This window comes from Micromonospora sp. CA-269861, from assembly GCF_050948505.1.
GTDB lineage: Bacteria > Actinomycetota > Actinomycetes > Mycobacteriales > Micromonosporaceae > Micromonospora.
Map to the genome: position 1 here is coordinate 1231279 of NZ_CP192014.1, position 19786 is coordinate 1251064.

Here is a 19786-nt window from a genome sequence, read left to right on the forward strand (position 1 = left end):
GGCGATTTCCTTCAGTCTGTGACCCGGCAGTGAAGGGTATCGACATCGACGCTCGTGACGGTATAGCGTGCCCGTCATCACGATCGTCGATCCGTTCGTGCCCGCCGTCGCTGGAGGATCGCCATGACCCGATCACCATCCATCCGTCTACGCCGCCGCGGGGTGCTCGGCATCCCCGCCCTGGTGGTCGCCGCGCTGACAGTCGTCGCCCGACCCGCCGCCGCGAGCGCCGCGCCGAAGGCCGAGTGCCTCGCCGACCTGCTTCAGGACGCCTGATGGCGACGATTCCCTGGCTGGTGGACGTGCTGCGCGCCGCCGGGGTCCAGGTCGTGGTCGAGGGGGACTGGCTCAACCGGATGCGGCCCGGTTCCTTCGACCCGATCGGGGTGCTCTGGCACCACACCGCCTCGACCTCCAGCGCCAGTAACCCGCACCCCGCGCTCGGCATCTGCATCAACGGCCGGTCCGACCTGCCGGGGCCGCTGTGCCAGGCGCTCGTCGACTACAACGGTGTCTTCCACGTCATCTCCGCGGGCCGGTGCAACCACGCCGGAGCCAGCGGCGGCAGCGGGCCGATCCCGGCCGGAGACGGCAACACCCTGATGATCGGGTGGGAGATCGACTACAACGGTGTCAACCAGGAGATGACCGCCGCGCAGTACAACGCGTCGCTCGCCGCCACCGCTGCCGTGCTCACCCGCCTCGGCCGGGACAGCAGCTACGCCCGGGGCCACCGGGAGACCAGCACCACCGGCAAGATCGACCCATCCTTCATCGACCTGAACGTGATGCGGGCCGACGTGGCGGCGAGGATGGCCGGCGGCGGCACGGCATGGTCATCAACTGTGGACAACACCACGAGCGGCCGGTTCACCGCCAGCGCCAACTGGGGGGTGTCGTCGTACTCCAGCCAGCGGTACGGCGCCGACTACCGGTACGCGGACCCGGTCGCCGCCAGCGACGTCGCGTGGTACCGGTTCAACGTCCCGGCGACCGCCAACTACCGGGTCGAGGCCTGGTGGCCGGCGAACTCGGGCTACAACAGCGCCGCCCCGTACATCGTCGCCACCAGCGCCGGCAACCAGACCGTCCGCGTCGACCAACGGGCCACCGGTGGGCAGTGGCGCGTCCTCGGCACGTTCGCGCTACCTGCGGGCGACGCCAACCGGGTCGGCGTGAGCCGGTGGAGCAACACCACCGGCCTGGTCATCGCCGACGCCGTACGCCTCACCCGCGTCTGACCCTGATCCCGTGAGCGGTGGGGGCGCGACCGGATGGTCCCGCCCCCACCGTCAGGTCAGGAGCGGGAGCAGGTTGCCCCGTTGAGCGAGAAGCTGCTCGGGGACGAGTAGGACCCGCTCAGCGACCCCTGGTAGCCGAAGCTGGCCGTGCCGCCAGGTGCGACCGACCCGTTGTGGCCGACGTTGCGAGCGGTCACGGTCGACCCGCTCTGGCTCACCGTGGCGTTCCACGCGCTGGTGACCTGCTGACCGCTGGGCAGGCTGTAGGTCAGCGTCCAGCCGTTGATCGCGCTGGAACCGGTGTTGGTGATCTGCACGTCGGCCGTGAAACCGTTGTTCCACGAGTTCGCCGTGTACTTCACCGCGCAGCTCGCGCCGCCGCTCGGCGGCGGGGTGGTCGGGGGCGGGGTGGTGGGGTTGCCGCCGCCGTTGACGCTGGCCGAGAACGACGTCACCGCCAGGCCCACGCCGCCCTGCCAGGGCTCGAAGCCGGCCTGGATGCTGGTCAGGTACCAGGAGTTGGTGATCGCGCCCCGGTTGCGGGTGTCGTTGATGAAGTCCAGCACGCTGAAGTTCAGGCTGGAGATCGCTGACGACGCGACGTAGGAGATGACGTTGTTGGAGCCGTTGCTGCCCCGCCAGACCTCCCAGGTGCGCCCGGCGAGGTTGGTGGTGCCGACGACCGAGCCGATGGGCTGGATCGGGCCCTGCCGGTTGAGCCAGATCATGATCTCCATCTGGTTCACACCGTCCCGCTTGGGCGAGGGGTCCAGCCAGATGTCGTACGACGCGTTGTAGGTGGCGCCGCTGACGTAGCGGTAGGAGATGCTGCTGGTGGCGCTGCTGATCTGGCTCACCTGGATCGGCAGGTTGGTGCCGGGGGAGCAGTTGGTGTAGTGACAACCGAAGAACACCGAGGGGTACGCAGTGGGCGCCCCGTTGGTGGGGCTGCTGCCGTTCAGAGTGGTGATCTCGAAACCGTTGCTGGTGACGTTGATGCACTGCTGGGCGGTGGTGCCCCAGCGGTTGTTCTGCACCACGTACCGCCCCTGGATGACGGCGGAGCCGTACTGTTCGCAGATCTGGGTGTCGGCGGAGGCGTTGCCGCCGATGGCCACTGCCACCAGTGAACTGGCGACCAGCAACCCGGCGGCGGCCAGGGCCCGAAGTTGACGTTTCATGACGCTCCTTGACCTCGGCGCGTGCCCGGGCGCCGGATGTGGTGGGGCAGTGCGGGAGCGCTCCCACGCTCAACGACACATTTACATGTCTGAAACTGTCACGCAACCGTTCGGGTCGAACTGGTGAATTGTGAGGAATGCCATGCCCCCGCCGGACGGTCGGCGCCGGACGGCCAGGTAAGGGACGCGCGTCGCCGACGAGCGCCGCCGGGCGGGCCGATTGGCCCTGGTGTGCGCCGATCGCTCCGAGTAGCGTGTTGCCTCCAACGCGTGCCGCTCCCCCTCCGGAGGCGTACACCACCATGGGTGGCTCCCCCCTGCGCATCCTCGTCGTCGGCGCGGGCATCGCCGGTCTGGCCGTAGCCCGGGCGCTACGCCTGGCGGGCTTCCGGCCCGATGTCACCGACAAGCTGCCACCGGGGGAGTCCACCGAGGCCGGTCTCTACCTGCCCGGCAATGCCGCCCGCGCACTGCACCGGCTCGACCTGCACGACCCGGTCCGGCCGATCGGGCAGGTGATCCGCCGGCAGCGGTTCTTCGACGCCGCCGGCGCGCACCTCTGCGAGGTCGACCTCGACGCCCTCTGGGCCGGCGTCGGCGAGTGCCGGGCGCTACCCCGGGCCGACCTGCACCGGGTGCTGCTCAGCGGCGCCGGCGGCGCCGTCCGGCACGGCGCCGAGGTCCGCACCCTGGACCTGCTCCCGGGCGCGGTCGGCGTCACCTTCACCGACAACACCACCACCGAGTACGACCTGGTCATCGGCGCCGACGGGCCACGCTCCTCGGTCCGTGCGCTGGCCGCGCTCGGTGGGCCGCCGCGCCCGGTCGGGCAGGTGGTCTACCGGGCAGTCCTGCGCGACGGCCCACCGGTCACCGAGTGGACCGCCCTGCTCGGCCAGCGCTCGGGGTTCCTGATGGTGCCGATCGGTGCCGGACGGCTGCACCTCTACGCCGACGAGGCCGGCACCGAGGAACCCACCGATCCGCTGGCCCGGCTGCGGGAGCTCTTCGCCGACTACCGCGGCCCGGTCCCCGAGGTGCTGGCGGCGCTCGACGAGGTACACGTCGGCATCACCGACGAGGTGGAGCTGGGCCGCTGGTACCGGGGGCGTGTCCTGCTGGTCGGCGACGCCGCGCACGCCACCGCGCCGACGCTGTCGCAGGGTGCGGCCATGGCGTTGGAGGACGCGGTGGTGCTTGCCGAGTCGCTGCGCGCCGCCAACAGCGTGGAGGCGGCGCTCGTGGCGTACGAAAGTCGTCGCCGTCCGCGTACCAAATGGGTGCGGGACCGGACCCGGGACCGCAACCGGACCAGGGACGTGCCGCCGGCGCTGCGCGACCCGCTGCTGCGCGGACGCGGCGGCCGGATCTTCGGGGAGCACTACCGGCTCCTGCTCGGCCCGCTGTAGCCCCGTTGTAGATCGTGTCACGCCACCCCACGCGGCGCTGCGACCTGCCGGGGACTATCCTCCTTGCGGATGACGGCCCGCCGATAACCAGCGTGTGCCGAGCGGGACAACCGAGAACCGGAGGCCACTCGTGACCACCGTCGCACCCAAGCCGGTCGTGACCCGGCCCTGGCCGGTCCGGGAGCCGGTCAAGGGGTCGGCCATCGCGCGGCTGCTGCGAACCACGGACGCGAAGCAGATCGGGATCATGTACATGATCACCGCGTTCGCGTTCTTCATGATCGGTGGCCTGATGGCTCTGGTCATGCGGGCTGAGCTGGCCCGACCCGGGCTGCAGTTCCTGTCGCCCGAGCAGTACAACCAGCTCTTCACGATGCACGGCACGATCATGTTGCTGTTCTTCGCGACGCCCATCGTGTTCGCCTTCGCGAACTACATCGTGCCGATCCAGATCGGCGCGCCCGACGTCTCCTTTCCCCGGCTGAACAGCTTCGCCTACTGGCTGTACCTGTTCGGCGGGACGCTGGCGACCGCCGGGTTCATCACCCCGGGTGGCGCCGCTGACTTCGGCTGGTTCGCGTATGCGCCGCTGAGCAGCGTCGAGCACTCGCCCGGCGTCGGCGCCAACATGTGGATCATGGGTCTGGCCATCTCCGGCCTGGGCACCATCCTCGGCGCCGTCAACATGATCACCACGGTGCTGACCCTGCGCGCGCCCGGCATGACCATGTTCCGGATGCCGATCTTCACGTGGAACATCCTGGTCACCAGCCTCCTGGTGATCCTGGTCTTCCCGCTGCTGGCCGCCGCGCTGTTCGCGCTCGCCGCGGACCGCATCCTCGGCGCACACGTGTACGACCCGGCAACCGGTGGGCCAATGCTCTGGCAGCACCTGTTCTGGTTCTTCGGGCACCCCGAGGTCTACATCGTGGCGTTGCCGTTCTTCGGCATCATCAGCGAGGTCATCCCGGTCTTCTCCCGCAAGCCGATCTTCGGCTACAAGGGTCTGGTCGCCGCGACCGTCGCGATCGCCGCGCTCTCCATGAGCGTCTGGGCGCACCACATGTTCGCCACCGGCCAGGTGCTGCTGCCGTTCTTCAGCTTCCTGAGCTACCTGATCGCCGTGCCGACAGGTATGAAGTTCTTCAACTGGATCGGCACCATGTGGCGGGGCCAGATCAGCTTCGAGACGCCCATGCTCTGGGCGGTCGGCTTCCTGGTCACCTTCCTCTTCGGTGGTCTCACCGGTGTGCTGCTGGCCAGCCCGCCGATCGACTTCCACGTGTCGGACTCGTACTTCGTGGTGGCGCACTTCCACTACGTGCTCTTCGGCACCATCGTGTTCGCGGTCTTCGCGGGCATCTACTTCTGGTTCCCGAAGATGTTCGGCCGGATGCTCGACGAGCGCCTGGGCAAGGTGCACTTCTGGCTCACCATGATCGGTTTCCACACCACCTTCCTGGTGCAGCACTGGCTCGGCAACGAGGGCATGCCCCGCCGGTACGCCGACTACCTGCCCCGGGACGGTTTCACCACGCTCAACACGATCTCCACGATCGGCGCGTTCATCACCGGTATCTCCACGCTGCCGTTCATCTACAACTGCTGGAAGTCGTACAAGACCGGCCCGGTGGTCGAGGTGAACGACCCCTGGGGTCACGGCAACTCGCTGGAGTGGGCGACCAGCAGCCCGCCTCCGCTGCGCAACTTCGACAAGATGCCGCGGATCCGCTCCGAGCGGCCCGCGTTCGACGCGAAGTTCCCGGAGCTGGCGGCCGGCGGCCAGAGCCTGGCCGGCCCGCCGGAGGGTGGCGCCAAGCCGCTCACCAGCGAGTCGGACGGCGGAGCCAGCTACCGCGAGGACACCGCGGGCGACATCGACAGGCACTGACGCTCAAGCCCAGCAGTACGACGGGCGCCGCCCCCGGGACACCGGGAGCGGCGCCCGTCGCCATGTCCAGCCCGGCTTGGCCTGCCGCCCGGCCCTACCCGGTTTGGCCTGCACCTGGCCTGCCCGGCGGCGCTTGCCGCGCCCCGGTCCTGCTGGCGGCGCGGCGTCAGCGGGCGGTGGGGGTGAGGTCGGCCTCGACGGGCGGCGGAGTGGCCAGGTCGGCGTTGCGGCGGCGGCGCAGCTCGATCGGGAGCACCACCAGGGTGACGAGCGCGCCGAGCGCGCCGGTCACCACAAAACCCCAGAGTGGCGCGCTGGCGTCGATCACCGCGCCGGCGAGCGGCGCACCGATCGCGATGCCGACGGTGACAGCGGAACCGTGTAGACCCATTGCCTCACCGCGTACCTCGGCCGGAACCAGGCGGCTGACCGCGTCCGAGCCGGCCGCGATGGTCGGCGCGCAGAGCGCGCCGGCGGGGATCAGCGCCAGGCACAGCAGCCACCAGTGCGCGCCGCCCAGCCCCACCGGAATGGTGCACAGGGCCAGTGCGGCGGTCAGCGCCAGCGGGGAGAACGAGCGGTGGACGGCCCCGTAGGCGAAACCACCGGCCAGCGAGGCGACCGCCCAGATGGCCAGGACCGCGCCGGTCCAGCCGACCTCGCCGCTGGCCCGCAGGACGGCGACCACCGCCACGTCAGTGCCACCGAGCACCAGGGTCGCGGCGGCGCTGAGCGCCAGCACGGCGAGCAGTCGGGGTGTCAGCCACTCCCGGCGCGGCACCCGGCGCTGCGGGCCGGTGGGCTCGGCGGCACTCCGGATCGGTGGGTTGACCAGCCACAGGGCGATCCCGGCGGCGACGATGCCGCCGCCGACCAGGTACATGGTGGTCTGCGCCGAGATCGCGGTGACCAGTGCCACCGCCAGCGCCGGGCCGATCATGAAGGACAGCTCCACCGACATCGAGTCCAGTGCGTAGGCCGGGCGGCGTTGGTCCTCGGGGACCAGCGCGGCGATCGACTGACGGACCACGGAGAAGATGGGCAGCGCCAGGGAGCCGGCCACGAAGGCGGCCGGCAGGAGCACGGGGTACGGCAGCGTGGGCGCCGTGGACCAGAAGATCGCCTCGGCGATCCCGGTGAGCACCAGGACCGGGCGCAGTCCACGCCGGTCCACAAGTCGACCGAGCAGCGGCCCGCCGATCGCCGCGCCCACTGTGACGGCCGCACCCACCAGGCCGGCCGCCCCGTAGCCCCGATCGAGGTCGAGCACCACGTGGAAGGTCAGCGTCACCCCGGTCGCGGTGAGCGGGATGCGGGCGAGGACGGCGACCAGCAGCAGCGACCGCAGGCCGGGCAGGGCGAGCGCCCTCCGGTAAGGCTTCATGTTCACGTGGGTCCGTACCTCCGGCGACATCCTCGACCGGCGGCGGCCCCTTGGCCAACCAATTAGCGCCTCATGCGGCCCTGATCACAGGCTGGCCGTGCATGATCACCCCGGCGCCGTCCATCGCGCGGAGGGCCACGTCGGTGGTCGCCGGGGCGACGGCGGCGGTCAACTCGAGCAGCACGGTGGTGGCGAAGCCCTCCCGCGCGGCGTCCAGTGCGGTGGCCCGGACGCAGTGGTCGGTGGCGATGCCGACCAGGTCGACCCGGTCCACGTCGTGTCGGCGCAGCCAGTCGGCCAGGCACTCGCCGTCGTCGGCATGCCCCTCGAAACCGGAGTACGCCGCCGCGTGCTCGCCCTTGTGAAAGATCGCCTCGACCCGGGCGGTGTCCAGTTCGGGGTGGAATTCCGAACCGCTCGTACCGACCACGCAGTGCCGGGGCCAGGACTCCACGAAGTCCGGCGGATCGCCGAAGTGGGCGCCCGGGTCGACGTGGTAGTCCTTGGTGGCGACCACGTGCGCCCACCGGTCCGGCTCGGCGGCGAGCAACCGGGAGATGCCGGCGGCCACCCCCGCGCCGCCGGGGACGGCCAGCGAGCCGCCGTCGCAGAAGTCGTTCTGCACGTCCACGATGATCAGCGCGTTGGCCATCAGGGGGTTTCCTCTCTCCGCACGGTCGATCGGTGGCGCTCGGGGATGACTCAGCCAGCGGGTACGACGGTGACCGGCACGGCCGCGTCGCCGGTCGAGAGCTTCAGCCCCTCCCACGGGATGGAGATCAGACACTCCCGCAGGTGCTCCCGTGACTCGTCGAGGGTGGGCAGCGGCACCGGCTCACCGGCGACCACGAACGAGCGCTGGAGCAGGCGGTCGTTGGGCTGCCGGTCCGGAACGCCCTGCGGAACGATGATCTCCTCGGTGGCGGTGCCGGTCGGCTTGTGCCGGCGGACCGCGACCTTCCGGCCGCCGATTGTCGCCTTGTGCTCGGACCGCTTCACCACCGGCCGTCCCTCGACCTCGACCAGTTTGTAGACGAGCCCGGCGGTCGGTGCCCCGGACCCGGTGACCACCGCCGTGCCGGCGCCGTACATGTCCACCGGTTCGGCGGCCAGCGCGGCGATCGCGTACTCGTCCAGGTCACCGGAGACGATGATCTTGGTCTCGGTGGCGCCCAGCGAGTCGAGCAGCTCCCGGGACTGCTGCGCGATCACCGCGAGGTCTCCGGAGTCGATCCGTATCGCCCGCAGCTCCGGCCCGGCCACCGCGATGGCGTTGCGGATGCCCTGACTGATGTCGTACGTGTCGACAAGCAGAGTGGTGTCCTTGCCCAGCGTGGCGACCTGCGAGGCGAACGCCGCCCGCTCGTCGTCGTGCAGCAGGGTGAACGCGTGCGCCGCCGTGCCCGCCGTCGGGATGCCGTAGCGCGCGCCGGCGGCGAGGTTGGACGTGAACCGGAAGCCGGCCAGGTACGCGGCCCGCGCCGCGGCTACCGCCGCCTCCTCGTGCGCCCGACGCGAGCCCATCTCGATAAGTGCCCGGCCCCGCGCCGCGGTCACCATCCGGGCCGCCGCCGCTGCCACCGCGCTGTCGTGGTTGAGCACGGACAGCACCAGTGTCTCCAGCACCACGCATTCGGCGAAGCCGCCGGAGACGGTGAGAATCGGTGAACCGGGGAAGAACAGCTCACCCTCGGCGTACCCGTCGACGTCGCCGGTGAAGCGGTAGTCGGTGAGCCATGCCGCCGCCGTCTCGTCGACCACCCCGGTCCGCAGCAGGAACTCGACCTCGGTGGGGTCGAACCGGAAGTCGCGGATCAGCTCGATCAGCCGGGCCGTACCGGCGACCACGCCGTACCGGCGGCCGCTCGGCAGCCGGCGGCTGAACACCTCGAAGACACACCGGCGGTCGGCGGTGCCGTCCTTCAGTGCCGCGCTGACCATGGTCAGCTCGTAGTGGTCGGTCAGGAGCGCGGGGCGGTGGATGCTCACCGGCCCAGCCTAAGGTTCAGCTCGTGTCGCCGCCGTCGTGGCCCGGGATCGAGCGTAACGCCGCCCACAGCTCGGCCCGGCCGGTGACGCCGAGCTTGGCGTAGATCCGCTGGAGGTGGTTCTCCACAGTGCGTGCCGAGAGGTAGAGCCGTTCGGCGATGGCCCGGCTGGGGGCGCCGTGCGCGGCGAGACGGGCCACCTGCCACTCCCGCTCGGTCAGCACGGGCGCGCCGGCCTGGAGCGCCGGCGTCCGGATCAGGTCACAGCGCCCGAGCAACCCGGCGAGGCGCTCCCGGGCGTCGTTGGCCGCTGCCGAGTGCTGTTGGCGTAACCGCTGGACGGCCTGGGACGTGGCCTCGGCGGCGTACACGGTCAACTCCAGGGCGGCGTAGTCGTCGGCGACCGCGAGCAGATCGGTGGCGGAGTCGGTCACCGCGGCGCGGGCGTGCCGGGCCAGCAGCGGCGGAAGCACCCCGTCGACCCGCTCGGAGAGCTCGGCGAGGCGTTGCGCGACGGTGCGCCGACCGCCATCGGAGCAGGTGGGCCCGACCGCCATGCCCGCCTGGTCGAGCCGGACCAGGTCGTGCAGGACGTGCACCTCGTGCCCGGCGAAGCCGTCCGCGCGCAGCCGGTCCACCAGGTCACCGAGGTGTTTGACCGCGCCCGGCAGGTCGCCCGACGCGGCGAGCGACGCGCCCCGGGCCTGCTCCAGCCACGGGTAGAGCACCGCCATGCCCGGGGCGTGCGTGCGGTCGGCTTCGGCCATCGCCGTGACCGCCTGCGCGGCGTCACCGCGCAGCGCCGCCGACTGGGCGCGTTCGGCCTGGGCCAGACCGGCGTAGACCCGACTCGTGGCCAGCACCGCGCAGGCGCCCAGGGAGGTCCGCATGGCCGCATCGCTCTGCCCACGCATCCGCGCCGCGTACGCCTGGAGGATGGCCAGGTAGCCGGTGCCGAGGCGGAAGTCGCCGGCTCCGGCGAGGTCGGCGAACTCGTCGGCCACGATCGCGTCGATCCCGGCCAGGTCGCCGGTGAGCATGAGGCGGGTGCCCCGGGCCAGCTCCAGGGCCAACTGGAGGTACGGCATGTCGGTGCGCCAATTGGCTGCGGCGGAGTGCACCTGGTTGATCGCCGTACCGCTGCGGGTCAGCTCGCCCTGCGCGGCCTGGACGTACGCGATTGTGGAACGGGCCAGTTCGCGGGCGGCGACGCCGGCCGCCGGCCGGTCCAGGACCCGTTGGCTGAGCCGTACCGCGGAGGCGGTGTCCAAGCGGTGCAGGCGCATGATCGCCTCGAAGGCGTGCACCCGGGAACGGTCGGCCGAGTCGCTGAGCTGCTCGACCCGGCTCGCGATCTCCTCCACCGTGGACTCCCGGCTCAGCCCCCAGTAGCTGACCATGCCGCGTACGGTCAGCCAGCGGCAGAACCGCCGTTCGTCGCCGGGCTCAGGAGTGACCGCGTCGAGGACGTCGATCGCCTCGTCGGGCCGGTCGGCGAACATCAGGATGGTGGCCAGCAGCTCCGCGGCGTCGTAGCCGCCGTCGGCGTTCAGCGCCGCCCGCGCCAGGCGGGTCGCCAGCGGCACGTCGTAGCGGGTGAACGCCTGCACCGCGGCGTCCAGCAGCAGGGCCGGATCCTGTGCGGTGCCCGAGTCGAGCCGCCAGACGGCCACCCGCAGCAGGTCGTCGCGGCGGCGTTTGCCGACCTGCTCGAGCAACTCGGCGAGGTGTGCCTGAAGTCGGCGGGTGCGACTGACCGGACAGCGCCGGCGCATCACCTCGCCGTAGAGCGGGTGCGCCAGCCGGACGTTGGTGCGCCGGTCGTGCTGAACGACGGTGATCAGACCGCGTTCCTCGGCGGTCTCCACGTCCGACTGGTCGGCGGCCTGCTTGAGGAGGTGCAGGCCGAGAGGTTCGCCGAACGCGACAAGCTCGACGACCGCGCGGACGCCGTCGGTGAGCTTGCCGACCCGGGTGTCGATGAGGTCGGTCAGGTTGGGCGCCAGCTCCAGGCGCCCGGTCCACTTCCAGATCCCGTACGTGCGCTTCAACTCGGCGCTGCCGTTGGCGGCGTGGACCAGCTCGCGCAGCAGCAGCGGGTTGCCGGCCGACAGTCGGCCGAGGCGGTCGGCGGAGCCGGCGTCGACCGGGCCGCCCAGGATCGCCGCCAGCAGGTCGGTGGTCTCCGCCTGCGGCATCGGGGTCAGCTCGACGTGCTCGACCAGGTCGTCGGTCCAGAGTGCGCGGATCGGCAGCGGGATCTGCTCGCCGTCGCGCAGGGTGCCGACCACTGTGGCGTTCTCGGCGCGGGCGACCAGGTGCACCAGTGCGGCCGAGGGTGGGTCGAGCAGGTGGGCATCGTCGATGGCGAGCACGATCCGGCGGCCGGCCGCCTGCTGTTGCAGCACGTTGAGCGCCCAGCGCAGCACGCCGGCGGGGGAGAGGCCCTGGGGCTGCTCGGCGGGGAGGACCTGGACCAGCCCGCCGAACGGCAGCGCCGCGGTGGTGGCGCTGGCGGCGATGGACCAGATCGCGAACCGGTCGGTGGGCAGGGCGCCCACACCCTCGCGCAGCAACCGGCTCTTGCCGATGCCAGCGCTGCCGCTGAAGAAGAGCCCGCGGCCGGCCTCACCGGTCACCGCCTCCAGCAGGCGGTTGAGCTCATCCGTGCGGCCGACGAACTCCCATCGACTCATTCGCGCAGCATATCGATCGGAATCCGTCCGCGCCCGTACCGTCACCGTACGAAGTTGAGTAACTGCACAATTACCGGTGAGTATTCGAGGTGTTCCGCTCGGTCGTCAGCCCACCCGTAGTCTTCCGACATCCGGGTCGTGCACCGGAATTTTCGCGACCGGACCTCCGGTCACCTGCAACGGGAGGCACCTGATGAAGCAGGGCCCTCTCCCCTCGGTCGACTCGCCGGACGACATGACCGGCCCAGCCGATCTACCCACCTGCGGCCCGCTCCCCACCCGTGTCGGCGTGTCCGGCCCTGCACCGGACGAGCCGCTCGGTGTGGTCGCCGTCGGTCCGGCCGGTGCCGAGAGGCGTGCCGTGCTCGCCACCCTGCTCGGGCTCGACCCGGTCATGCTCACCGTGCCCGGTGGCAGTTGGTTGGTGGTGCGCAACGCCAAGGTGCCCACCCGGGCGGCGTTCGTGCCCGGTTACCGCCAGCCGCACTCGTACGGCGCGGATCGGGACGCCGCCGGTCCGGCACTGGCCCGTCCGCCCCGGCGTGTCGAGCTGAGCGTGCCCGAGCCGCTGCTGCGGCACTTCACCCTGATCGACGTTCCGGACACCGCCACCCTGGGCGTGTCCGGCACCCGGGTGCTGCTCGAAGCGGCGGGCCGAGCCGGCGCGCTGCTCTTCGTGATCGCCGCTGACCAGGCTTTCACCGCCGCCGAGTTGAACCTCCTCGCGGAAGTCGCCCCGACCCCGGTGGAGGTCGTCTTCGCGGTCACCCCCGGTGCGGCGGGTTGGGCTCCACTGGCCGACGGCACGGCGACTACGGAGGGCGCGGGGGCGTCCGTCCCGCCGGTCGGGGGTGCGGAGACCGAGGTTGATGCGATCGCGGTGACGGTGGAGGCGCACCGGGCGGCGCTCCTGGCCGCGGTGCCGGCGCTGGCCGGCGCGCGGTGGTTTCCGGTGGACGACGCCGAGACCGCCGCCGATCTGCGGCGGGCGCTTGTGGGTTGGTCGTCGCGTGAGGGCTTGCAGCGGGCCAGCGTCGACCCACCGGTCCTGCCGGGCCAACAGGGTCGCGTCGCCGTGGCCGCCGATCCGGGTGACTGGTCCGAACGGCTGGACCGGCACGCCCGCTCGTGTGCGCAGCGGATTCGCCAGCACCTCGCCCTGGAGTTGGCGAACATCCACCTGCGGGCCGTGCAGGAGATCGTTTTTGGAGTCGGCTGTGCCGGTCTACCGGATCTCCTCGACCGGGAGATGGCGGCGTTGTCGCTGTTGGCCACCGCGCAGTGCGATCAGGCGGTGCGCGGCATCGTGACCGACGTCGCGTCCCTGGTGCTCGGCGCGCCGCCGGCCGAAGGCGTACGACGCCGGATCGCCGCCGCCGTGCGGTACGGCCTGGCCGATCACCGGCCCGGCCACGAACTGGACAAGGTGCTGTTGATCACCAGCACGGCCGGCGTGGCGGAGTTGACCGGCCCGGAGGCGATCGACGCGGCCGCCAGCTATCCGGTGGCGTCCCGTGACGAGGTGCTCCCGCCGGTCGCGATGGCGCTCTCCGGTGGATGTTGGCAGCAGTGGCGTACCCCCGGCAACGACGACCACAGCGCGGCGCGGGCCTGGTCCCAGCGGGCGGTGCGGGAGGTCGAGTTGGGGTTGTCCAGGGAGATCTCCCGACGGTTCGAGGTGATCCGCCTCTCGCTGGGCGTGGTGCTCTCCGATGCAGTCGATCACGGCATCCTGCTCGCCTGACGGCGCGCCCACCGGCAGGTCCGGGTCCGGGCCGGACCCCGGGTCCGACGACGTCCGGGGCGGGTCGGGAGTGCCCGGGGTGGGTGATCCGCGCCGGGCCGGCGTTCCGGTTCCTCGGTTCCGGGAAACCGGTGGCACGATGGGGGGCATGGCGGCTCCGCAGGTTGTACCGGTCGAGACGCCGGACACTGACGAGGTGCCGGCGTCCGACCGTCAGTGGGTGACGATCGTGTGGGACGACCCGGTAAATCTGATGACGTACGTGACCTGGGTTTTCCAGAAGCTTTTCGGCTACAGCCGGGAGAGGGCCGAACAGCTGATGCTGGACGTGCACCACAAGGGCCGTGCCGTGGTCTCCACAGGTGCCCGGGAGCGGATGGAGCACGACGCGTCGCAACTGCACGCGTACGGGCTGTGGGCGACGGTGGACAGATCATGAGCATGTTCCGCCGCCAGGCCGGTCGCTATGTCGCCGTCTTCGCCGTCGACGAGGTGCGGGTGCTGCGCAAGGTCGCCTCCGAGGTGGTGGGTCTGCTCACCGACGGCTTCGACCACACCGACCCGGTCGTCGGTCGGCTCTTTCCGGCGGTCTACCCGCAGGATGCTCCGGGCACCGCCGAGTTCCGCCGCTACACCGAGGGCGATCTGAAGACCGCGAAGATCGATCAGGCGGGGGCGATCCTGGCCGCGTTGCCGGACGACGCCGGCGGCGAGGTGCGGCTGGACGCCGAGGCCGCCGAGGCGTGGTTGCGGGCGCTGAACGACGCTCGGCTCGCGATGGGGGTCCGCCTGGAAATCAAGGACGGCACCGATCTGGGCGAGGAGTTGGACGACGCGGTCGCTGAGGATCCGGGTTCCAGCCGGGTGTTCCAGCTTTCGGTCTACGCCTATCTCGGGTATCTACAGGAGTCGCTGCTCAACGCCTTGATCGACTAGGGGTGACCGGCACCACTTCGGCAGGCGCTCGGCAGGCGTTAGGCTGGTGCACGTGCTGAGCATCGACCGGTCGATCATCGACGCGATCGTCGCCCACGCGCGCCGGGATCACCCCGATGAGGCGTGCGGCGTGGTCGCCGGTCCCGTCGGCAGCGACACCCCGACCCGGCACATCCCGATGGACAATGCCGCCCGGTCGATGACCTTCTACGAATTCGACTCGATGGAGCACCTGCGCGTGTGGCGGGAGATGGACGACCGGGACGAGGAGCCCGTCGTCATCTACCACTCGCACACCGCCACCGAGGCGTACCCGTCGCGGACGGATGTCTCCTTCGCCGGTGAGCCGGGGGCGCACTACCTGCTTGTCTCGACCCGTGAGCCCGACTCGGAGGAGATCCGGTCGTTCCGGATCGTCGACGGCGTGGTCACCGAGGAGCCGGTCCGTGTCGTGGAGGCTGGTGTCGACCCGCACGCGGTCCAGTCCTACATGTTCGGGCAGAGCCCGGCGACGGTCGATTACGAGTGTTCCGGCCGCTGACCTGTCAGCGCCGCAGCCATCTCGTCCCGTCACCGTAGGCACACCCGATCGAGGAGTTCGACATCATGGCTATTGAGGTTCGCATCCCCACCATCCTGCGCAGCTACACCGGCGGCGCGAAGGTCGTCGACGGCAGCGGCGACACGCTCGCCGATCTGCTCACCGACCTGGACTCTCGGCACGGCGGTCTGCGCGGCCGGCTGATCACCGACGCGGGCACGCTGCACCGCTTCGTCAACGTCTACGTGAACGACGAGGACGTCCGCTTCCTCGGCGCGCTGGACGCGAAGCTCTCCGACGGCGACAGCGTCACCATCCTGCCGGCCGTGGCCGGTGGCGCCTTCGGCTTCGCGGCGGCGGCGGCGATCAGCTCGCACAGCGCCGCGGCCCGCGACGCCGTCGCGGCTCGCTGAGGTCGGCCGCCATGGCGCGGTACGACAGCCTGCTCGACGCCTGCGGGGGTACGCCGCTGGTCGGCCTGCCCCGACTCTCCCCGACGGTGCCCGACGGGGCTCCTCCGGTGCGGCTCTGGGCCAAGCTGGAGGACCGCAACCCCACCGGCAGCATCAAGGACCGCGCGGCCCTGTTCATGGTCCGGGCGGCGGAGGAGTCTGGCCGGCTCCGCGCGGGTGACACCATCCTCGAACCGACGAGTGGCAACACCGGCATCTCGTTGGCGATGGTGGCCAAGCTGCGCGGCTACCGGCTGGTCTGCGTGATGCCCGAGAACGTCTCGACCGAGCGGGTCCAGCTGCTCCGGATGTACGGGGCCGAGATCATCTTCTCGCCGGCGGCGGGTGGTTCCAACCAGGCGGTCGCCACTGCCAAGCAGATCGCCGTCGAGCACCCCGACTGGGTGATGCTCTACCAGTACGGCAACGAGGCCAACGCGCGGGCGCACTACGAGACGACCGGGCCGGAGCTGCTGCACGACCTGCCCAGCATCACGCACTTCGTGGCCGGGCTGGGCACCACCGGCACCCTGATGGGCACCGGGCGTTACCTGCGGGAAAAGGTCGAGGGCATTCAGGTGGTGGCCGCCGAGCCGCGCTACGGCGAGCTGGTCTACGGCCTGCGCAACATCGACGAGGGGTACGTGCCGGAGCTCTACGACGCCTCGGTGCTCTCCCGGCGGTTCTCGGTCGGCACCCGGGACGCGGTGTTGCGGACCCGTCAGCTGGTGGAGGTGGAGGGCATCTTCGCCGGGTTCTCCACAGGCGCCATCCTGCACGCCGCGCTTGCGGTGGCGCACGAGGCGGTGCGCGACGGCCGGCGGGCCGATGTGGCCTTCGTGGTCTGCGACGGCGGTTGGAAGTACCTCTCCACCGGCGCGTACGGCGGCACGCTCGCCGATGCCGAGGACGCCCTGGAGGGGCAGCTCTGGGCCTGACCGATCTGGTCTGCCGATTACGGGCCGTCGACATACGTCGACGGCCCGTTCGCTGCGCGACGTACCGCGAGCAGGTGTCACGTTCGTGACAACTTCCGTTGGATGATTCTTGCCGCCGGGTGCGCCAGCGTAGGCTGCGCAGCGTGGCGTACGCGTCGGTAGAGATCATGGCCGGGACTATCACCGGCACGGGTGCTACTGATAGTGACAGCGAGACCACTCGATGCGACTGACAGTTCTGGGAAGCGCCGGCAGTTTCCCTGGCCCCGAGTCGCCCTGCTCGGCCTATCTCGTCGAGGCCGACGGCTTCCGGCTCCTCGTCGACTTCGGCTCGGGGTCGTTGTCCAGCCTCCAGCGGTACGCCGGGTTGCACGCCCCGGACGCGATCCTGCTGACCCACCTGCACTGCGACCACATGTTCGACGCCGTGCTGTACGTGGTCGTGCGCCGGTACGCCCCGGACGGCCCCTACCCGGCGCTGCCGGTGTACGCGCCCGCCGGCGCGCCGGACCGGCTCAGCGCCGCGTACGGCGACGACGGCTCGGTGGAGGACGTGTACCAGTTCTACGCGCTTCAGCCGGGCACCTTCCCGATCGGCCCGTTCGCGGTCACCGTCGATCGGGTCAACCACCCCGTCGAGACGTACGGCGTGCGGCTGGAGCACGACGGCCGTTCGCTGTGCTACTCGTCGGACACCGCGCCGTGCGAGGCCCTGCTGCGGCTGGCCCAGAACGCCGACGTGTTCCTCTGCGAGGCCAGCTACCTCGATGGCATGGACAATCCGCCGGACCTGCACCTGACCGGTCGGGAGGCCGGTGAGGCGGCGACGAAGGCAGCGGTGGGCCGGCTGCTGCTGACCCACCTGGTGCCCGCCTGGGGCAGCGAGGCGCACACGCTGGAGTCGGCCGCCTCCGCGTACACCGGGCCGCTCGAGGTGGTCCGGCCCGGCGCCAGCTACGACATCTGACGCACCACGTCCGCTTCGCGAGGCCGGGCAGCGGTGTTGTGCCGTACTGTTTGCCGGCCGGTCAGCGGACGGTCGTCTGGCGCACCCGTGGCACCCGCACGGTGTGGGCATGCGGATCGCCATCGTGACCGAGTCGTTCCCACCCGATGTGAACGGCGTCGCGCACTCCGTGGTGCGGACGGCGGAGCACCTGCTCGACCGGGGCCATGAGCCGGTGGTCATCGCGCCCTCGCCGCCCGGTGGCCGGCAGAGCATCGACCGGCTGCCGTACCCGGTGGTGCGCATTCCGAGCGTGCCGCTGCCCCGGTACCAGGGTTTCCGGCTGGGCGTGCCGACCAACGCCCGACTGACCGGGGCGCTGCTCTCGGCCGAGCCGGACGTGGTCCACCTGGCCAGCCCGTTCGTCCTGGGCGCACGAGCGGCCACGCTGGCGAGCCGGCACGGGCTGCCCACGGTGGCGGTCTACCAGACCGATGTGGCCGCGTACGCCCGGGCGTACCGGGTGAGTTGGGGTGAGGCGGCGGCGTGGCGGCGGATCCGCGAGATCCACAATTCGGCGCAGCGCACCCTCGCCCCCTCGACCCGGGCCGCCGCCGACCTGATCGCGAACGGGGTGCAGCGGATCTGGCTGTGGCGGCGTGGTGTGGACGCCGTTCGCTTCGATCCGGCCAAGCGCTGTGCGGCGCTGCGGGACCGGCTGGCGCCCGGTGGTGAGCTGCTGGTCGGCTACGTCGGTCGGCTCGCCCCGGAGAAGCGGGTGGAGTTGCTGGCGGCGACGTCCCGACTGCCCGGCGTGCGGGTGGTGGTGGCCGGCGACGGCCCGACCCGCCGCCAGTTGGCGCGGGAACTGCCCGGGGTGACCTTCCTGGGCGTGCAGCAGGGCGAGGATCTGGCGCGGCTCTACGCCAGCCTGGACCTGTTCGTGCACACCGGACCGCACGAGACCTTCGGCCAGACCATCCAGGAGGCGCTGGCCTCCGGGGTGCCGGTCGTGGCGCCTGCCAGCGGCGGCCCGGTCGACCTGGTCGACCAGGGCGTGACCGGGCTGCTGGTGGCGCCGAACGACGGCGACGCGCTCGCCACGGCGGTGGCCGAGCTGACCGGCGACGCCGACCGGCGGCGGGCCTACGGGCTGGCCGCCCGGGTCGCGGTCAGTCGCCGCAGTTGGTCGGCGGTCGGCGACGAGCTGATCGGGCACTACCACGCGGTACGTGCCGTTGCCGCCACTGCCGGCCTGCCGGCCGCGTCGTGACGGTGGCCGCCGGCGGGCTGCGGATCGTGCGGCTCGCCAACTTCGTGACGGAACGCTCCGGCGGCCTGCGTACCGCGCTGCGGCATCTCGGTGCGGGCTACCGGGCGGCCGGGCACGATCCGGTGCTGGTGATACCCGGTCAGCGGGCCGCCGACGAGACGTACCCGTGGGGGCGGGTGGTCACAGTGCCCGGGCCGAAGCTGCCGGGCAGCGGTGGCTACCGGCTGCTGGCCGGCCGACGCCGGTTGGCCCGGCTCCTCACCGACCTGGCACCGGACCGGGTGGAGGTCTCCGACCGGTCGTCGCTGCGCTGGACGGGCCGGTGGGCGCGGGCGCACGGGGTGCCGTCGGTGATGGTGTCGCACGAGTCGCTGACCGGGCTGCTCGGCCAGTGGGGCGTGCCGGGCGCGCTGCGCCGGCCGACCGCCGACCGGCTCAACCGGGCGACCAGTCGGTCGTACGACCGGATCGTCTGCACGACCCGGTGGGCCGCCGAGGAGTTCGCCCGGATCGGTGCCGACAACGTGGACCTGGTCCCGCTCGGGGTGGACCTGGACACCTTCGCCCCGCACCGGGCCGACCCGCGGGTCCGCGAGCGGTACGCCGACGCCAGCGAGTTGCTGCTGGTGCACTGCGCGCGGCTCTCCCCGGAGAAGCGACCGGAGCTGGCCGTGCAGACCCTCGTCGAACTGCGCCGGACGGGCGTACCGGCGGTCCTGGTGATGGCCGGCGACGGTCCGTTGCGCGGCGCGCTGGCCCGGCGGGCGGCGGGGCTGCCGGTCACCTTCACCGGCTTCCTGCCGGACCGCGCCGCGGTGGCCGCGTTGCTGGCCAGCGCGGACGTGGTGCTGGCGCCGGGCCCGGTGGAGACCTTCGGCCTGGCCGGCCTGGAGGCGCTGGCCTGCGGCACTCCGGTGGTGGTCAACGCCTCCAGCGCGCTGCCCGAGGTGGTCGGCGAGGCCGGGCTGGCGGCGTACGGCTCGGGGATGTCGATGGCGGCGGCGGTGACCCGCCTGGCGGCCCGCCCGGAGGCGCAGCGGCGGCGGGCCGCCCGGGCCCGGGCCGAGGAGTTCGGCTGGCCGGCGGCGGTCGCCGGGTTCCTCGGTGTGCACGGCGCGGACGTTCTCCGGGGCACCCCGAGCGAGATGGATCGCCGCACCGCATAG

The 19786-nt window shown here is 71.6% G+C and carries 18 protein-coding genes; 13 read left to right on the forward strand and 5 right to left on the reverse strand.

Annotated features, from left to right (window positions below; translation table 11 throughout):
• Nucleotides 1–123: 123 nt before the first annotated feature.
• Nucleotides 124–276 (forward strand): hypothetical protein, encoded by a 153-nt coding sequence (locus ACQP0U_RS05655; RefSeq protein ID WP_433316379.1) that lies wholly within the window; start codon nucleotides 124–126, stop codon nucleotides 274–276.
• Nucleotides 276–1241: an N-acetylmuramoyl-L-alanine amidase gene (locus ACQP0U_RS05660; RefSeq protein WP_433316381.1), complete on the forward strand. Its 966-nt coding sequence runs from the start codon at nucleotides 276–278 to the stop codon at nucleotides 1239–1241. Before ACQP0U_RS05655 ends, ACQP0U_RS05660 begins: the two co-directional genes overlap by 1 nt.
• A gap of 56 nt (nucleotides 1242–1297) precedes the next feature.
• On the opposite strand, the gene ACQP0U_RS05665 is transcribed toward ACQP0U_RS05660, so the two are convergent.
• Nucleotides 1298–2422: a GH12 family glycosyl hydrolase domain-containing protein gene (locus ACQP0U_RS05665; RefSeq protein ID WP_433316384.1), complete on the reverse strand. Its 1125-nt coding sequence runs from the start codon at nucleotides 2420–2422 to the stop codon at nucleotides 1298–1300.
• A 302-nt stretch (nucleotides 2423–2724) separates the two neighbouring features.
• On the opposite strand from ACQP0U_RS05665, the gene ACQP0U_RS05670 reads away from it, so the two are divergent.
• Together ACQP0U_RS05670 and ctaD are read left to right on the forward strand one after the other, a co-directional pair.
• Nucleotides 2725–3831 carry an FAD-dependent monooxygenase gene (locus ACQP0U_RS05670; RefSeq protein ID WP_433316386.1) on the forward strand — a complete coding sequence of 369 codons (1107 nt, stop codon included), beginning with the start codon at nucleotides 2725–2727 and terminating at the stop codon, nucleotides 3829–3831.
• A 130-nt stretch (nucleotides 3832–3961) separates the two neighbouring features.
• Entirely contained in the window at nucleotides 3962–5722 is a 1761-nt protein-coding gene (ctaD, locus tag ACQP0U_RS05675) for an aa3-type cytochrome oxidase subunit I (RefSeq protein ID WP_433316388.1), read from the forward strand.
• A gap of 166 nt (nucleotides 5723–5888) precedes the next feature.
• Here the strand turns inward: ctaD and ACQP0U_RS05680 are convergent, their stop codons facing one another.
• The 4 genes from ACQP0U_RS05680 to ACQP0U_RS05695 are packed head-to-tail and all read right to left on the reverse strand — an operon-like array spanning nucleotide 5889 to nucleotide 11790.
• Entirely contained in the window at nucleotides 5889–7136 is a 1248-nt protein-coding gene (locus tag ACQP0U_RS05680; RefSeq protein WP_433316390.1) for an MFS transporter, read from the reverse strand.
• Between the two features lie 40 nt (nucleotides 7137–7176).
• Nucleotides 7177–7758, reverse strand: coding sequence for an isochorismatase family protein (locus ACQP0U_RS05685; protein ID WP_433316392.1), 582 nt, complete (start codon nucleotides 7756–7758; stop codon nucleotides 7177–7179).
• Nucleotides 7759–7808: 50 nt separating this feature from the next.
• Nucleotides 7809–9095: a nicotinate phosphoribosyltransferase gene (locus tag ACQP0U_RS05690; RefSeq protein ID WP_433316394.1), complete on the reverse strand. Its 1287-nt coding sequence runs from the start codon at nucleotides 9093–9095 to the stop codon at nucleotides 7809–7811.
• A gap of 16 nt (nucleotides 9096–9111) precedes the next feature.
• On the reverse strand, nucleotides 9112–11790 hold the full coding sequence (locus tag ACQP0U_RS05695) for a LuxR C-terminal-related transcriptional regulator (protein ID WP_433316396.1): 2679 nt from the start codon (nucleotides 11788–11790) through the stop codon (nucleotides 9112–9114).
• 193 nt (nucleotides 11791–11983) lie between these two features.
• Between ACQP0U_RS05695 and ACQP0U_RS05700 the strand changes: the two genes are divergently transcribed.
• From ACQP0U_RS05700 to ACQP0U_RS05740, 9 genes are all read left to right on the forward strand, one after another.
• Nucleotides 11984–13534 carry a hypothetical protein gene (locus ACQP0U_RS05700; protein WP_433316398.1) on the forward strand — a complete coding sequence of 517 codons (1551 nt, stop codon included), beginning with the start codon at nucleotides 11984–11986 and terminating at the stop codon, nucleotides 13532–13534.
• Between the two features lie 148 nt (nucleotides 13535–13682).
• Complete coding sequence (clpS, locus tag ACQP0U_RS05705; RefSeq protein WP_030331276.1) at nucleotides 13683–13973, forward strand: ATP-dependent Clp protease adapter ClpS; 291 nt, start codon at nucleotides 13683–13685, stop codon at nucleotides 13971–13973.
• The gene (locus tag ACQP0U_RS05710; RefSeq protein ID WP_433316400.1) at nucleotides 13970–14470 is read left to right on the forward strand and encodes a DUF2017 domain-containing protein; all 501 of its coding nucleotides are present in this window, start codon (nucleotides 13970–13972) and stop codon (nucleotides 14468–14470) included. The genes clpS and ACQP0U_RS05710 overlap by 4 nt, the downstream gene beginning before the upstream one ends.
• Nucleotides 14471–14522: 52 nt before the next feature.
• Nucleotides 14523–15011, forward strand: coding sequence for a Mov34/MPN/PAD-1 family protein (locus tag ACQP0U_RS05715; protein WP_030487200.1), 489 nt, complete (start codon nucleotides 14523–14525; stop codon nucleotides 15009–15011).
• A gap of 65 nt (nucleotides 15012–15076) precedes the next feature.
• A complete protein-coding gene (locus ACQP0U_RS05720; RefSeq protein WP_433316402.1) occupies nucleotides 15077–15424 on the forward strand; it encodes a MoaD/ThiS family protein in 348 nt (115 codons plus the stop codon).
• A gap of 11 nt (nucleotides 15425–15435) precedes the next feature.
• Nucleotides 15436–16401, forward strand: a complete 966-nt coding sequence (locus ACQP0U_RS05725; protein WP_357352122.1) for a PLP-dependent cysteine synthase family protein — start codon at nucleotides 15436–15438, stop codon at nucleotides 16399–16401.
• 223 nt (nucleotides 16402–16624) lie between these two features.
• Nucleotides 16625–17368, forward strand: coding sequence for an MBL fold metallo-hydrolase (locus ACQP0U_RS05730; RefSeq protein WP_433316404.1), 744 nt, complete (start codon nucleotides 16625–16627; stop codon nucleotides 17366–17368).
• A gap of 109 nt (nucleotides 17369–17477) precedes the next feature.
• Nucleotides 17478–18620 (forward strand): glycosyltransferase family 4 protein, encoded by a 1143-nt coding sequence (locus ACQP0U_RS05735; RefSeq protein ID WP_433316406.1) that lies wholly within the window; start codon nucleotides 17478–17480, stop codon nucleotides 18618–18620.
• Nucleotides 18617–19786, forward strand: a complete 1170-nt coding sequence (locus ACQP0U_RS05740) for a glycosyltransferase (protein WP_433316408.1) — start codon at nucleotides 18617–18619, stop codon at nucleotides 19784–19786. The genes ACQP0U_RS05735 and ACQP0U_RS05740 overlap by 4 nt, the downstream gene beginning before the upstream one ends.

Bases quoted from the DNA above. Each gene is read 5' to 3' on its own strand.
- ACQP0U_RS05735 (WP_433316406.1), top strand. From the start codon at position 17,478: ATGCGGATCGCCATCGTGACCGAGTCGTTCCCACCCGATGTGAACGGC.
- ACQP0U_RS05725 (WP_357352122.1), top strand. From the start codon at position 15,436: ATGGCGCGGTACGACAGCCTGCTCGACGCCTGCGGGGGTACGCCGCTG.
- ACQP0U_RS05700 (WP_433316398.1), top strand. From the start codon at position 11,984: ATGAAGCAGGGCCCTCTCCCCTCGGTCGACTCGCCGGACGACATGACC.
- ACQP0U_RS05710 (WP_433316400.1), top strand. From the start codon at position 13,970: ATGAGCATGTTCCGCCGCCAGGCCGGTCGCTATGTCGCCGTCTTCGCC.
- ACQP0U_RS05665 (WP_433316384.1), bottom strand. From the start codon at position 2,422: ATGAAACGTCAACTTCGGGCCCTGGCCGCCGCCGGGTTGCTGGTCGCC.
- ACQP0U_RS05655 (WP_433316379.1), top strand. From the start codon at position 124: ATGACCCGATCACCATCCATCCGTCTACGCCGCCGCGGGGTGCTCGGC.
- ACQP0U_RS05680 (WP_433316390.1), bottom strand. From the start codon at position 7,136: ATGTCGCCGGAGGTACGGACCCACGTGAACATGAAGCCTTACCGGAGG.
- ACQP0U_RS05660 (WP_433316381.1), top strand. From the start codon at position 276: ATGGCGACGATTCCCTGGCTGGTGGACGTGCTGCGCGCCGCCGGGGTC.
- ACQP0U_RS05730 (WP_433316404.1), top strand. From the start codon at position 16,625: ATGCGACTGACAGTTCTGGGAAGCGCCGGCAGTTTCCCTGGCCCCGAG.
- clpS (WP_030331276.1), top strand. From the start codon at position 13,683: ATGGCGGCTCCGCAGGTTGTACCGGTCGAGACGCCGGACACTGACGAG.
- ACQP0U_RS05695 (WP_433316396.1), bottom strand. From the start codon at position 11,790: ATGAGTCGATGGGAGTTCGTCGGCCGCACGGATGAGCTCAACCGCCTG.
- ACQP0U_RS05720 (WP_433316402.1), top strand. From the start codon at position 15,077: ATGGCTATTGAGGTTCGCATCCCCACCATCCTGCGCAGCTACACCGGC.
- ACQP0U_RS05670 (WP_433316386.1), top strand. From the start codon at position 2,725: ATGGGTGGCTCCCCCCTGCGCATCCTCGTCGTCGGCGCGGGCATCGCC.
- ACQP0U_RS05685 (WP_433316392.1), bottom strand. From the start codon at position 7,758: ATGGCCAACGCGCTGATCATCGTGGACGTGCAGAACGACTTCTGCGAC.